The sequence below is a fragment of the Oribacterium sp. KHPX15 genome (genome assembly GCF_900107835.1).
Taxonomy (GTDB): domain Bacteria; phylum Bacillota; class Clostridia; order Lachnospirales; family Lachnospiraceae; genus Oribacterium.
In genome coordinates, this window is sequence record NZ_FNRG01000020.1 from 44300 (window position 1) to 58921 (window position 14622).

12 protein-coding genes and 1 pseudogene are annotated in these 14622 nt (G+C 42.2%); 10 read left to right on the forward strand and 3 right to left on the reverse strand.

The genetic code is table 11. The features are described 5' to 3' along the window. The first annotated feature begins 20 nt into the window (after positions 1–20). From BLV86_RS11990 to BLV86_RS12000, 3 genes and pseudogenes are all read left to right on the forward strand, one after another. The gene (locus BLV86_RS11990) at positions 21–1433 is read left to right on the forward strand and encodes a sensor domain-containing diguanylate cyclase (protein ID WP_090817675.1); all 1413 of its coding nucleotides are present in this window, start codon (positions 21–23) and stop codon (positions 1431–1433) included. Positions 1434–1442: 9 nt separating this feature from the next. Then, positions 1443–1667, forward strand: a pseudogene (locus tag BLV86_RS11995) (hypothetical protein); the annotation flags it as partial. Between the two features lie 189 nt (positions 1668–1856). Next, positions 1857–2357, forward strand: a complete 501-nt coding sequence (locus tag BLV86_RS12000; protein ID WP_031550471.1) for a DUF2798 domain-containing protein — start codon at positions 1857–1859, stop codon at positions 2355–2357. A gap of 66 nt (positions 2358–2423) precedes the next feature. On the opposite strand, the gene BLV86_RS12005 is transcribed toward BLV86_RS12000, so the two are convergent. The 3 genes from BLV86_RS12005 to BLV86_RS12015 form a co-directional block, all read right to left on the reverse strand. After that, positions 2424–2615 (reverse strand): hypothetical protein, encoded by a 192-nt coding sequence (locus BLV86_RS12005; RefSeq protein ID WP_090817678.1) that lies wholly within the window; start codon positions 2613–2615, stop codon positions 2424–2426. Positions 2616–2622: 7 nt separating this feature from the next. Then, a complete protein-coding gene (locus BLV86_RS12010; RefSeq protein WP_090817681.1) occupies positions 2623–3519 on the reverse strand; it encodes a hypothetical protein in 897 nt (298 codons plus the stop codon). A gap of 178 nt (positions 3520–3697) precedes the next feature. Continuing rightward, complete coding sequence (locus BLV86_RS12015; protein ID WP_090817684.1) at positions 3698–4621, reverse strand: LysR family transcriptional regulator; 924 nt, start codon at positions 4619–4621, stop codon at positions 3698–3700. A gap of 386 nt (positions 4622–5007) precedes the next feature. Here BLV86_RS12015 and BLV86_RS12020 point away from each other — a divergent pair, with 386 nt between their 5' ends. The 7 genes from BLV86_RS12020 (at position 5008) to BLV86_RS12050 (ending at position 14606) form a co-directional block, all read left to right on the forward strand. Beyond that, on the forward strand, positions 5008–5874 hold the full coding sequence (locus BLV86_RS12020) for a DUF6282 family protein (protein WP_090817687.1): 867 nt from the start codon (positions 5008–5010) through the stop codon (positions 5872–5874). Positions 5875–5906: 32 nt separating this feature from the next. Then, positions 5907–7220, forward strand: a complete 1314-nt coding sequence (locus BLV86_RS12025) for an SLC13 family permease (protein ID WP_090817690.1) — start codon at positions 5907–5909, stop codon at positions 7218–7220. 255 nt (positions 7221–7475) lie between these two features. Then, entirely contained in the window at positions 7476–7835 is a 360-nt protein-coding gene (locus BLV86_RS12030; RefSeq protein ID WP_090817693.1) for a hypothetical protein, read from the forward strand. A gap of 427 nt (positions 7836–8262) precedes the next feature. Then, positions 8263–11427 carry a hypothetical protein gene (locus BLV86_RS12035; RefSeq protein ID WP_090817696.1) on the forward strand — a complete coding sequence of 1055 codons (3165 nt, stop codon included), beginning with the start codon at positions 8263–8265 and terminating at the stop codon, positions 11425–11427. Between the two features lie 10 nt (positions 11428–11437). Next, entirely contained in the window at positions 11438–12421 is a 984-nt protein-coding gene (locus tag BLV86_RS12040) for a DUF5640 domain-containing protein (protein ID WP_090817699.1), read from the forward strand. 446 nt (positions 12422–12867) lie between these two features. Beyond that, a complete protein-coding gene (locus BLV86_RS12045) occupies positions 12868–13887 on the forward strand; it encodes an asparaginase (RefSeq protein ID WP_090817702.1) in 1020 nt (339 codons plus the stop codon). A 170-nt stretch (positions 13888–14057) separates the two neighbouring features. Continuing rightward, positions 14058–14606 (forward strand): NAD(P)H-dependent oxidoreductase, encoded by a 549-nt coding sequence (locus BLV86_RS12050; RefSeq protein ID WP_090817707.1) that lies wholly within the window; start codon positions 14058–14060, stop codon positions 14604–14606. The last annotated feature ends 16 nt before the right edge of the window (positions 14607–14622 follow it).

Below are 14622 nucleotides of genomic sequence, written 5' to 3' on the forward strand. Positions count from 1 at the left end.
AGTATTAGAGGGGGCAAACTATGGACAATATGGAAAATAAGAGAATCCAAAGACCTTTAAAGAAAAGTATCCAGTACGGGTGCATTGTGTTTGTGCTTGTACTTTGCGTGTTTCTCGGTGTCAGCATATATTTTAACTATAAAAATCTATTCATAAAGCAGAGTCAGGACCATATAAGACAGATAATCAACTATGTAATCGGATATATTGATAATGATGATCTGAAACAATGTATGGAAACCAATGTGGAAAGCCCAAAGTATAAGGAAATGATGGCTTTTCTTGATGATGTCAAAGAAGATCTGGATCCGCAGTATCTCTATGTCATAAAACCATTAAGTGAAGATGACGGAAACCACGTTCTGGTTCTTTTGTCGGCAGAAAACTATTATGATCGTTATGAGTACACAGAGGGGAATCTGTACCTTGGAGATGTACTTGAGGACGAATACACTAAAGAAGAAGTGGATCAGATGCGTGTCATAATGGGAGAAAAAGATATTGTATTCATGGAGAGCATTACCTACTGGGGACATTCCTATTGCGGTTATTATACGCTTCATGATTCCACAGGGGCACCGTATGCAATTTTGGGTGTAGATATCGATCTGACTCAAATGTCAAAGGATATTCTGTATAAAACCCTTGGTAATCTGGTGATCATCATAATCACCGGCGCGGCATTTATTTTTGGTTTCATTACCTGGGCATCAAAAAACATCACGGATCCTATTGAGATGCTGGAAAGAAGTGCCATCAGATATATCAAAAGAAGCAGGGAAGTCAGTTCCCCGGAAATGCTTATATTTGAAAAGCCTGATCTGAACATAAAAAATGAGGTTGAATCTCTGAGTAATACAATCAATCAGATGACGGAAGATATGAAGGACTATATGTTCCGGATTATTTCTGCTGAAAAAGAAACCATTCATATGAAGGAGGTTGCAAATACCGATTCTCTTACAGGTGTAAAGAATAAACTTGCATATGATGATGAGGTTAAACAGTTAGACATAAGATTAAAAGGGAATCTCATCAATGAGCTTGGAGTCATCATGATGGACGTTAATTACCTTAAGAAAATTAACGATACCTACGGACACAAATACGGTGATCTCCTCATACAGAATTTCTGTTCCATCGTATGTGACATTTTTGTACATTCTCCTGTATACAGGATAGGAGGTGATGAGTTCGTCATAATCCTGCAGAAAAATGATCTGGCTAATTCAGATAAACTGCTTAAGGAATTTGAAAAAGCTCTGAATGAACGTGCAAGCGGAGAATTCAATCCATGGGAAGCGCCTTCAGTTGCTGTAGGTGTAGCTTACTATGACAGGAATAAAGATACCGATGTTGAAGATGTTTTCCGTCGCGCGGATGACGCAATGTATGAGAGAAAGAAGGAAATGAAGGCGGAACGTCTGGATTAAAGTGCAAGGTATGGCTATCGTTTCTCAGAAGCGATGAAAAATCCCGGATTCATCGGCATTCAGGATATAAAGAATGTATATGCTCCTATGGGATTTTCTGAATTTAAAATAGAGGGCAGAAGTCTGGGCAGCGCATTGATCCTGGAATTTTTGCTGTACTATATGACCAAACCTGAGTATCAGCTTAATGTAAGAGAAGCGATATATCTTGACAGTTCACTGGATCTTTTCTGAGAGAACGCTCCGGCTGAATAAAAAAATTCAAAAAAAGTATTACACGATAAAAATTTTTCTGATATAATCTCGAATCGTTAATTTTTTAAATGAAGATGCAGGTCAGGTATCATTGGAAACGCACACCTTTTTGTGGTGATAACGAACAACACACTGAAGTCTTCCGTTTTTTGAAAGGAGAACCTTAGCGTGTTACCACAGAATAAGTTTCAGGATGTTATTTTCACATTATTTATGGCATTTGTCATGGTTTATGCAATGATCTGCTACAACATTTCCCTTAATGTCGGCGGAATGCAGAATTTTGTTTTTATTGCCGCATTTAAAGAAATGATGATCATGTGGCCTATAGCCGTAGTGCTTGAGCTTCTGTTCGTTGGAAAGCTTGCACAGATTCTTGCGTTCAGATTTGTTACACCGGGTAAGGATCCGATGATAATGATCATACTTGCGATATCCTCTATGTCGGTATGTCTGATGTGCCCATTAATGAGTCTTGCAGCAACAATTCTTTTTAAGAATGCCGGTGCAGAATTTGTTTCAGTCTGGATTCAGACCACAGCCATGAACTTCCTTATGGCACTTTGCTGGCAGATATTCTTTGCAGGCCCCCTTGTAAGAAATGTATTTGGTTTTTGTGTCAGAACCTTTTCCAAGCAGAGCAAGGTGGCTGTTTCTGAAACAGTATAAATAGAATGTCCATAAAAAAGTGGTGTCGCTTACGCGGCACCACTTTTTTATTTCCTACAAAGAAAATCAATACTGCTTAAGATGGATAGCGAAACCTGCGATCATCTTATCAAGATAGATGAACTTCATGGTGCCGTCCTCATTGTAGGTGGCACTATCTTTCTTTACTCCCATGCCTCTCATTTCAAAAAATTCGGCAGCCTTTGCAACATCGTGAGCACCGATTGCAATATAAAAGAAAAATGCAAGTATAAACATAATTCTCTCAGAAAAGATCCAATGAACTGTCAAGATATATCTCTTCTCTTACATTAAGCTGATACTCGGGTTTGGTCATATAGTACAGCAAAAATTCCAGGATCATCGCGCTGCCCAGGCTTCGTCCTTCTATTTTAAATTCAGAAAATCCCATAGGAGCATAAACATTCTTTATGTCTTGAACACCTATGAATCCGGGATTCTTCATTGCCTCCGAGAAACGATAGCCATACTTTGCCTCCGGAGAAACACAGATATGATCTTCACATTCTTCACCGAGACTTTTTCGACTGACGTTTTCGTAACAGTTCTTTCTGTCGTAGCAGCCGAACCAGCAGCATTCATTGCATAAAAATTCAACCTTGTGTTTCTGTGCTGTAGTAAGTGTGTTTAATTCATCAAAGCGTTTATTTAACCTGAAATCCGGAACAACATATCGGAATTCTTCCCTGTTAAGTTCATCCTTGAAATCCTCAAAGTCTGTCAAAACTTTGGTGGTTGATGAGACGAAATAAAATCCCGGATGATTCTTCCAGATATGTTCAAGCAGCAGATCGGAATGAATGATCACACCATTCTTAACACCGTTGACATTTTCAAACAGGTCACATAGACGATTACATTTCCTGTCATAAAGATGCTTTTCATTTATCAGTGAATTACTGAAAGTCAGACGGGCAGAAACTTTATATTCTTTCATCATTGAAACTACATCATCCGGATTCTCATCACCGAACCCTACACGTCCGCCGCCCCAGAGGCAGTCTCCGGGAGCCCCGTATATAGACCCTATGTCGCACCAGTCATAAAAGTAATCCCGATGTTCTCTGAAAAGCGGCAGAAATATTTTATATAGATCATAAAACTCAAAGAGTCCTGGAAGGTGGTAATGAATTGTAACCATAATATGCCAACTCCTTATTTATAAACGTGTATTTTTTGACCGTTTATTTCTGACAAACGGATTTAATCTATCAGACTCATAAGCCCAACTGTATTAGGAATGAACAGTAGTGTCATAGTATCAAGAAGAATTACGCTTTCTCTGAAATAGATTACTGCTATTTATAAAGACTATTATTTCATTCCACAGATTTCAGTATCTCATGTATCACTTCATTTAATGCAAGGGTCGCTTTTGAGTGATATCTTTCTGCTGAAATGGCTGTTGAGAGTTCTACGCTTGGAGCGTCTTTTCCGAGAGACAGGAATTCTGCATTTCGGAAATAATGTCTCGAACTATAGTAAGTGAAGGCAAGCCCCTGTCCGTTGGCAGCCAGTGAGGCCGCGAAAAGGGCGGACAAAGTGTTGTTGTAAGCGATAGGAGTTATGCCGTTTTTTAAAAACAGTTTTCTGGCTTCACGCCCAAGGATCGTATCATAATCACTTAACAGAAATTCATAGTTTTTGGTGTCCTTAATGTCTATACGCTTAGTGATCTGGGAAAAGCTATGCTGTTTGTTTATTTTGGCCTTACTGATTATGGGGTGGTTTGGACTGGTTACAAGACATATTTCGTCTCTTATCAAGTTTTCAACATGAAGTCTGTTGTTCTTTACCTTGTGAGCCAGTAAAGCTATGTCGATATCACCGTTCAACAATAGCTGTTCAAGTGCCATTGAATTCTTTTCCACAATCTGGACATGGATATTGGGATATGTCATATGAAAAGCATTCAGCACCGGAGGAAGCAGATAGGAACCTCTGAAGGAACTAATGCCGAGAATTACATGTCCGGCATCCAGGTTGGAAACATCCTGCATCTGATCCTGTACTCTGTGGTATTCGGATAAGGTGTGATAGGCATAATCGATCAGAATCTGCCCGGATTCAGTAGGACGGACACCATTTGAAGTACGGACAAATAACTTGTGTCCCAGATTACTTTCATAGGTGGTCAGGAACTGGGAAAGACTGGACTGTGCCATATAAAGTCTTTCCGCAGCTTTGGATATGCTCCGCTCTTCGTATATTGCTATCAGATAATTCAGCTCTTTTATTTCCATAACAATCTCCATTCCACCGTCAGGCCGTGACACAATTAGTGATGAAAAGTCTTTTTTACAATATTCCCCGCCAATTAAATTTAAAACAATCATCATTTAATTTAAGAAGCGTTGAAATACTGCCACATATCGGAAAAACCGATATGATATATAACAAAATATCGTATTCTGCGATATGCTGTTATTAATTATACTCACGTTAAAGATTTATGAAATACCATCAGGCCTGAAAAAACAGATATTTCATGATAAACCGATGTACATCGTAAACGGGTGTAAACATTGGCATCCGGAACACTAAAGGGAGCATATAAGGAGCCAACTGGATCTGCATCTGTATGTCAGACATTAAAGCTCCCAAAAGCAACATTAGTTAAGGAGGAAACATGAGCAGAGTATCGCTTAAAGGTATATGTGATATGCATGTACACACAAATCCGGATCTGAGAACCCGTGCTTATAATGATCTGCAGCTGGCTGATGCGGCTGTAAGAGTCGGAGCCAGAGCGATAGTGATCAAATCACATCTCGGATTTACGGTGAATCGCGCTGCTATAGCAAATGAGTATGTAAAGCGGGTTTACGGAGAGAATACCGGTTTCACCATGTACGGTGGTGTTGTAATGAATAAAGTTATCGGTGGCGTTAATCCCGAGGCTGTTGAGAAGGGACTGAAACTCGGAGCCAAGGAAATATGGCTTCCGACACAGTCAGCAAAACGTCACCTTGAAAAAATGGGGCAGAATCCTGCTGACGGAATCGAACTGGTCAGGGATGGAAAAGTCATACCGGAGCTGATGGACGTATTTAAGCTCGTAAAGGATTATGATGTTGCTCTCGGAACCGCACATGTGTCACCTGAGGAGGCATTCACAGTGGTGGAAGCTGCAAGAGATGCAGGTGTTAAAAAGATCATTATCACACATCCTGAGTGGTGGGTATGTGATTATTCCATTGAAGATCAGATAAAGCTTGTTAAGGATTACGATGTTATCCTTGAACGCTGCTATGCCCAGAACATGGGTAAGGGACAGCCTTATCATCTGAATCTAAAGGAAAATGCAGAACTCATCAAGGAAGTCGGATATGAACACGTTATGGTAGACACAGACGGTGGTCAGGTCGAGAATCCGGACTGGGAAATAGAGATGTATGAGTATATGCATTATCTTGTAGAGTACGGAATACCTATCGAGCACGTTTACCACATGACTAAAACAATCCCGTACAGACTTCTAGGAATTGAAGAATGAGATATTATAGGTTGAGTGATTAGGAGGATAAAATGTTAAGTGCAGTCATCATACTGGCGATCGCTGTGGCGATCTACCTTGGATATAAAACCAAGATTAATACAGGTCTTTTCTGTATCGTTTTCGCATATGTGATAGGTTGTTTCATCATGGGGTTAAAGCCTAAGGAGGTTATAGCTTTCTGGCCTACGAACACCATGTTTGTTATACTTTCGGTATCTCTTTTCTATAATGTTGCCGCCATCAACGGAACACTGGAGAAGATGTCCGGTTCACTGCTTTATGCGTGCCGAAAATTTCCGGGAATGCTTCCCTTTGCGCTCTTTGCGGTAGCTGTAATTCTTTCGGTAATGGGAGCTACATACTTTACTGTTCTTGCCTTCCTTGCACCCATAACTCTTGTTATCTGTGATGAGTCAAGAATGGATAAGGTTACCGGCGCTGTAGCCATTAATTGCGGTGCTCTTTGCGGTGGAAACTTTCCAACTTCAAACCTTGGTGTAGTTTTCAGAGGTCTTGCGGATACTGCTTATGAAGCAAGCCCGGAACTTGCTGCTGTTGACAGCTTCGGAATGGAAATGCAGATTTTCTTCTTCTCCATGATCTTTTCTCTTATCCTTGTTGCTATTTTCAGATACGGAACAAAGGAAAATAAAAACATCGGAAAAGGCGTTGTGTTTAACAAGCCTGAAGCATTTACAAAAGAGCAGAGTACAACACTTACACTTATGATTGCAATGATGGTTGTGGTACTTATTTTCCCTCTTCTCAAGATTCTTATGCCGGGAAATGAAAGTATAAGCTACATTGCGGGAAAAGTTGATGTAGGTCTGGTTGCTATCATTTTTGCGGTAATTGCATTACTTATGAAGCTTGCTCCTCAGAAGGATGCCATTGCCAGAATTCCATGGAATACCATCATTATGATCGCCGGAGCAGGAATGCTCATTGCAGTTGCAGTTAAGGCGGGAACCATCGAGATGCTCAGCCTCTGGGTAGGTTCAAATGTTCCTAAGCCACTTATTCCGATAGCATTCTCAATTATTGCTGCTATCATGAGCTTCTTCAGTTCAACCACAGGTGTTGTTGCGCCGGCACTTTTCCCTCTTATACCGGCTCTTGCAGCATCTACCGGATTGTCTGCTCCTGTACTCTTCGCATGTACAGTGCTTGGTGCCCAGTCAAGTGCCATCAGCCCGTTCTCATCAGGCGGATCACTTATACTTGGATCCACACCAAAGGAAGAGGACAGAAATACTCTGTTCAACAGACTTCTTATGGTTGCGGTTCCGGTAAGCGTACTGGTATGTGCTGCTTATAATTTCGTAGTGGCGATGGTGCTGTAAAATAATATGTGATAAAAGCTGCTGATACAATTGCATGTATCAGCAGCTTTTCAGATACTATGATGACATCAATATATAGGGATTTGTAAGCTATATTCAAGGATATTTTTACTTATATATCATAACTATTGTGCCGACTTTCCTCGTTACCGCTGTAGGGAGAAATGTTAAAGCCACAGAAAATGATAAAACAAATAGTTTGAGGATATATATTTTGAGGTGATAGAGCGGATACATCAGCTCCCGGAGGCTGTATTGTCGCTGAGAACCAAGGGTGTTATAATCAAGGAAATGGCAAAAGTAATCCGGAGACTAAATGAAAAGAGAGAAAATGTCATCAGGAAGGTAGGTGATATAATGATGGACAGTACTTTAGAATGGCTTAGAGAATATGATGCAGCAGTTGCAAAGGGAAAAGTTGAGGGAAAAGAAGAGAAGCTTATTTCTCAGATATGCCGCAAACTTCGTAAAGGAAAAAGTGTAACTCAGATAGCTGACGAGCTTGAAGAGAGCGAAATCAGAGTCCGGGTCATTTGTGACACCGCAGCTGAATTCGCTCCTGATTATGATGAAGAAAAGGTGATAAAAGCAGTGCTTAATCCTGTGGAGGATTGAAGCAGGTAATAATGTTTTTGTTTCATGTTTAGCTATAAATGAATATGCAATATAAAAGTTCCGGATGTAAGGTATGCGATGTCTTATATCCGGAGCTTTTTTAATGAAATTTTTACTTATATATCATAAGTTTAATGTCGACAGTTATAGTAGCTGTATTTAGGGGTGAGGGGATACTATGAACAATTTGGGAATAATAGCTGACAATTATGAACTCAAGCTGAATGCTTTAGCAGAGAGCAGAGAGCAGAGAGCAGAGAGCAGAGAGCAGAGTAGAGGCTAACTGCGCTCTTTTTGCGTCCTGCGGGGCGCTTGAAACTGCATATTACATTCATGATGGATAACCGTCGGATTTGACGGGGTTACTATACCCTGTCAGGTTCGGCGGTTTTTGTTATACAAGAGTTTTATGAAGGAGGAATTACACATGAAACAGAGAACAGGAAGAAAGCTGATTGGCTTTTTGTTCGCGCTGGCACTGGTGCTGGGGCTGATGTCGGGGATGAGCCTGACGGCTTTTGCGGCAACAGAGTATAATTTATGGGTGGGCGGCACTCGAGTGACATCTGAAAACTGCGCTGACATACCGGTGAATACAGATTATTTTACCAAAGAAGGAAACGGAAAAGCAAGTTATGACAATGCCTCAAAGACACTTACATTGGATAATTATGTTGTTAAAGGTAATTGGGCGTATGATGGTAATTCTGGAAATTCGGTGATTTATTGTTCAAATTCGACTTATTTGAGCACAATTATAATAAAAGGCAATGTTTCACTAACACAAAATGATGAATCTGGTGCGTTTTTTACTATAGATACGAATATTAATATAACGATAGAGGGAGTAGGGGATAACCCTACGCTAACTATTAGAAGTGGCAGCACAACGAGTGCTGCAAGTGTTGGGATAAAGGCTTACAATCTTACTATAAAAAACTGCACGGTAGATGTACAAGCGGGCAATGCGACTTCTAGTGTGAGTAAGGGCATTCAAACGAATAATCTTACAATAATTAACAGTAATGTTACCGCAACTGCGCAAAATGGTTCTTACAGTTATGGTATTGGTGGAGGCGGAACGGTAACGGCTGATTTTGACAATAAGAGCACTGTTACAGTCAAAGGAAACAAATATGCAATAAATGGATCAGTGAAGCATGCATCCGCAGGCACGGGTTATGAAAATTATGATATGTCGGATGAAAATCCAGCAGCAATTGAGCCATCTCCAGACGAAGCAAAGACTTATAATACCTATAAGGCAATTAAGTTCGATCCGCCACCACACACCCATGACTTCACCTACTCCGCAAGCGGCGCGACTATCACGGCAGAGTGTACTGAGGGCGATTGTACGCTGCCTCTGGATGACAACAACAAACATACAGTAACGCGGACCCTGAGTGCCGCCGATGCGACCTATACCGGCAGCGCCTATACGGGAGCAAGCCTTTCCGATACGACGGCTTGGACGGGGGCCGGACTGACCGCGCCGACGATAGTGTATGAAGGGCGCGGCGATACAACCTACGCAAAGAGCACAACCGCGCCGACGAATGCGGGCACTTATACCGCCAGCATCACGGTGGACACGGACAAGACCGCAACGGCGGATTTCACGATCAGCCCCATCGCGCTGACCATTGACACTGCGACGGCAACGAACCGCACATACGTTAAGGACAGCACAGATGTCACGATCAGCGGCGTTACGTTCAAGGACAGCAGCGAACAATCGGTGGCGCTTACGCTGGGTGAAGATCAAGATTACACCGTTACCGGCACGATGACCGATGCGAATGCGGGCGACGGCAAGACCGTCGATGTCACCGTGACGCTCAAGAACACCAATTACAGCCTTGCGACGAATACCACGACCACCACAGTCGATATCAGCAAGGCGGACGCACAGACCATCGCGGATGTGGAGGTTTCCCTGCCTTATACGGCGACCTCCGTTTCCGAGTCCGTGGCAGGCGTAATGCCTGAGGACGCGGGAACGCTGACCTACACGGCGGGAACCGCAAGCAAGACTGGCAACGTCACGGTTTCCAACTTTGCCGTGGATGATACCAGTGGCGCTGTGACCGCTACGCTCTCCGACGGCGCGACGGGCAATACCGTCACCCTGCCCGTGACCATCGGTTCCACCAACTATGCCAATTCCACGGTCAATGTCAAAATAACCCTCGCGGATAAGGGCACGCAGACCATCATCGCAGAAAACGTGACTGCAACCTACGGCGATACAGATAAAAAAGTCAACGCAACAACGGATGGTGATGGCGCAATCAGTTACGCTGTGAAGGATGGCAGTGCTGATTACATTGACGTGAACGGCACCACCGGCGTACTGACGATCAAAAAGGTTCCGGAAGATGGCAAAGCTTACGTTGTTGTGACGGCAGCGGAGACAGATGCCTATGCACAGGCAACTAAAGATGTGACTGTAACGATAAGCAAGGCAAAGGCAGTCCCGGCTACAGTTACTGCGAACAACCGTACCTATGACGAGACAGAAAAGCCCCTTGTAACTGTTACCGGCGAAGCCACCGGCGGCAAGATGCAGTATGCCCTCGGCACTGCAACTGAAGCTACTGAAGCTTATACTTCAACCATCCCTGCAAAGACGGAAGTTGGAACCTATCATGTATGGTACAAGGCAGTAGGTGATGATAGTCACGCTGATAGTGATCCTGATGTGGTTTCAGTCACAATCAAAGAAAAATCAGAGCCTCATGAACATGACATCAAAAAAATGGATGCTAAAGAACCGACATGTACTGAAGACGGTTATAAAGCACATTATGAATGCACAGAATGTGACAAGTGGTTTGAGGATGCGAATGGATCAGCTGAAATAACTGATAAGACTTCATTCATCATAGATGCCATCGGTCACAAGTGGGATGATGGTGAGATCACTAAGGAAGCTACGTATGATGAAACCGGAATCAGAACCTACACCTGTGAAAATGATTCTTCACATACCAAGGAGGAAGAGATTCCGAGGAAGACTAGATCTGAAGATAACAGTAAAAAACATGACAGCAGCAGTGAAAGTAGTGGCAGCAGCGGAAGTTCATCAAACAAATCTTCATCTTCAGGCAGTGCAGAGATTCAGGCAAAGGTTGATCAGATTAACGATGCAACCTCCGGTATTCCTGAGAACCATCAGGTTGAGACAGGCGTACCTGCCAGCGATGTTGGCGGAAGATGGGGAAGCAATGCAAATGCTGACACCTGGACATATACAAAATCTGATGGAAGTCTTGCAAAGAGTGAGTGGATGAGCCTTGACTATAATGGCCTCAGATACTGGTACTACTTCAATGAAGATGGAAATATGCTTACCAACTGGTTTGATTACAACGGTGAGAGATTCTATCTGATGCCTCAGAAAGATGGCTGGCGTGGAAGAATGGCAACCGGCTGGAAGAATATCGACAATAAGTGGTACTACTTTGATATCGTACCTGGTTCAACACAGGGAAAACTGTTCCGTTCGTCTATAACACCTGACGGACATGTAGTTGGTGCTGATGGTGCATGGAACGGAGTTGGTGAGACACCTGTTGGACAGGAGTAAGGAGGATATGATGAAAAGAAAATTGTACAAAGGACTAGGAATGTTAGTTATGGCAGGCTTCCTTGTTACTGCTGTAGGAAAAAATGTCAATGCCACTGAGAATCAAGCTAATGAGAATACAGTGAGCGGTTCTGAGCAGGATCAGAATGATTCAGGTAATGATAAAAACGACAGCTCAGAAGGAAATGACTCATCTGATGATAAGGACACCAATGCCACAGACAATGATAATACAAAAGGTGGAACAGATACCGATGAATCTGATGATAAGTCTGCATCTGACAAGAACACAGATGATAAATCTGATGAAGTAGCTAACGGATCATCTGATGATTCAAAAGGTACAGAGAACACAAAGGATACAGATAATACAAAGGATAAAGACAAATCCGAAAATGATAAGTCTTCCGATTCCGATGATGATGCAGATTCAGTAAAATCTGGTGAAGACAAAATCGATGATGGCGATTCAGACTCATCTGATGATGACAAAACCTCTGATACCGATGAAGATTCAGAAAACAGTGATAAAGCTGACTCAGATGCAGATAAAACTGATGAGGAAACAGGAGAGTCTGTAGAATCAACAGAAGACCTGGAGGAGACATTGGCAGAAGATGAAACTGTTGCAGAAACTGAGGCGGTTTTGGAGGAAACTGTACCTGAGGAGACGACAGCTCCGGTAGAGACATTGGCCCAGGAAGAATTAAAGAAAACCGAGTATCTCACCATGGAAGATATCGCAGGCCTTTGGAGCATCGATGATATCACATCATATCGATTCAAGAAGAACGGAACAGGTGCACTGGTACTTCCGGAGCACAGCTACAGTTTCGATTACAAGCTTGAGGAAGATATACTTGAGATCGATTTTGAAAAGTCTAATCTTAGAGATTCAACATTTAAAGTATCTGTTGTAGACGGAGTTATGAATCTGCAGTGTCTTGATGAGTATTTCGAGAATGAATACGAGCTGCAAAAGGAAGCAGATTGACTGGAAGATGCAATGATGTTAATATACTAATTGAAAAGAAGTGCTACCGGTAGACGGTTAGCTCTTTAAGTAAACAGTTACAAAAAATAACCGCTTAGTTTGTGAGACTGGGGCGGTTATTTTTTTGCTATCTTATAAACAAGACCAATGATTGCAACTATCAAAATCCCGAATTGGAATAAATCAGAAAAACTAACCATGGTGCCCTCCTTTCTGGAGGGTCTTACAAAGCCCTCCGTATAGAGAGCTAACCGCCTACCGTTTAATACTGGTAGCACGGTATAAATTTTAGCAAACATACATTCGGGAGTCAATCGCGATTATTATGTTATGGAATCAATATTATATAGAGCATAACGATAGTGAAACTGAAGAACAGATTATGGAAAAGAGATATTGGGCATTTTATAATCCTCTATATATAATATTACCTAAGGAGGTCAGCAATGCGTAAAATTCTAATGATCGGTACCGGAGGTACAATTGCCTGCAAACAGACTGAAGACGGATTGACACCGGGGCTTACTCCTGAGGATATCCTTGCCTATATTCCGGCAGTAAAAGATGTGTGCGAAGTTGAGGTTGCCCAGGTTCTTAACATTGACAGTACCAACATGACCCCTGAGCACTGGAGAAAGATCGTAAAAGCCATTGAAGATAATTATGAAAAATACGATGGGTTCGTGATCTGTCACGGAACGGATACCCTGGCTTATACAGCGGCAGCCCTCAGCTATATGATTCAGGATTCTGAAAAGCCGATAGTTATTACGGGTTCACAGAAGCCTATCAACATGGACATAACGGATGCCAAGACAAACCTTCTGGACTCATTCATTTATGCTGCCGACGAAGAATCCAGGAATGTCTCAATCGTGTTTGACGGCAAAGTAATTTGCGGAACCAGAGCGAAAAAAGAAAGAGCAAAGAGTTACAATGCTTTTTCAAGCATCAATTTCCCTTACCTTGCGGTGATACAGGACGGTATGCTGATTCGCTACATAAAGGAAACACCCAATGATAAACCAGTAAAGTTTTACTATGAAATGTCAGACAGAATATGTCTTTTAAAACTGTTCCCGGGAATCAAGAGCGACGTCCTCAGCTATATTTTTGAAAACTACGATGTGATAGTTTTGGAGAGCTTTGGTGTGGGAGGAATTCCTGAGACTCTGATGGAAACCTTTTACAAGGAAATGGACCGGTTCAGTGATGCTGACAAGCTGGTGGTCATGACTACCCAGGTGGCGAATGAAGGCAGTAATATGACCGTTTATGAGGTCGGCCGCAAAGTGAAGCATGATTTCCATATGATCGAGGCCTATGATATGACTCTTGAAGCCACCATCACAAAGCTCATGTGGATCAAGGGTATGGGCTGCAGCAAAAAAGAACTTCGCGAACTGTTCTATACCGAGATCAACCGGGATATGCTTTTTGCAAACAGGAAACAAAAAAGCCGTTGATAAGGAATTTAATCAACAGCATCCTCTTTTGAGGAACTCTGCAGTTTCTTTTCAGAAGTAAACTCTGCATAATATAATTAAAGATATTCTATATTGAGTGGAAAGGAACTAAAAAGCTCAAATAATAGCAATGTTAAAAAGATGAGGAATATATATACCGGGAGGTTTTCATGATTTTACTGGTAAATGCGTGTGTACGTGGTGAATCAAGAACAAGGAAGCTTGCGGAGAAACTGCTTGAAGAAATCGGCGGAGACCGGGTGGAGGTCAGACTGGAGGATGTGGTTTTTCCAAAGACGGATGAAGCATTTTTAAAGAAAAGAGACAGTCTGATAGCCACGCGGCAATTTGGGGATGATTACTTTTCTTTGGCAAAACAGTTTGCGGCAGCAGACACTATTGTTATAGCTGCCCCCTACTGGGATCTGTCGTTCCCTGCTGCGCTTAAGCAGTATATAGAACACATAAATGTTCTGGGGATTACATTTGAATATACTCCCGAAGGAATTCCAAAGGGGCTTTGCAAAGCGAAGAAGCTTTATTATGTCATGACTGCAGGTGGAACTTTTGTGCCGGAAGAATACGGATTTGGATATATAAAAGCCCTTGCACAAAACTTCTATGGAATCAAAGAAGTGGAGCTCATCAAGGCAGTGGGACTTGATATAGTCGGGGCGGATGTTGACGGGATCATGAAGGAAGCAGTCAAAACAATATAAAATAATTATTAGCCGG

Coding starts and splice junctions, on each gene's coding strand:
- BLV86_RS11990 (WP_090817675.1), top strand. CDS start 21: ATGGACAATATGGAAAATAAGAGAATCCAAAGACCTTTAAAGAAAAGT.
- BLV86_RS12005 (WP_090817678.1), bottom strand. CDS start 2,615: ATGTTTATACTTGCATTTTTCTTTTATATTGCAATCGGTGCTCACGAT.
- BLV86_RS12010 (WP_090817681.1), bottom strand. CDS start 3,519: ATGGTTACAATTCATTACCACCTTCCAGGACTCTTTGAGTTTTATGAT.
- BLV86_RS12015 (WP_090817684.1), bottom strand. CDS start 4,621: ATGGAAATAAAAGAGCTGAATTATCTGATAGCAATATACGAAGAGCGG.
- BLV86_RS12020 (WP_090817687.1), top strand. CDS start 5,008: ATGAGCAGAGTATCGCTTAAAGGTATATGTGATATGCATGTACACACA.
- BLV86_RS12025 (WP_090817690.1), top strand. CDS start 5,907: ATGTTAAGTGCAGTCATCATACTGGCGATCGCTGTGGCGATCTACCTT.
- BLV86_RS12035 (WP_090817696.1), top strand. CDS start 8,263: ATGAAACAGAGAACAGGAAGAAAGCTGATTGGCTTTTTGTTCGCGCTG.
- BLV86_RS12040 (WP_090817699.1), top strand. CDS start 11,438: ATGAAAAGAAAATTGTACAAAGGACTAGGAATGTTAGTTATGGCAGGC.
- BLV86_RS12045 (WP_090817702.1), top strand. CDS start 12,868: ATGCGTAAAATTCTAATGATCGGTACCGGAGGTACAATTGCCTGCAAA.
- BLV86_RS12050 (WP_090817707.1), top strand. CDS start 14,058: ATGATTTTACTGGTAAATGCGTGTGTACGTGGTGAATCAAGAACAAGG.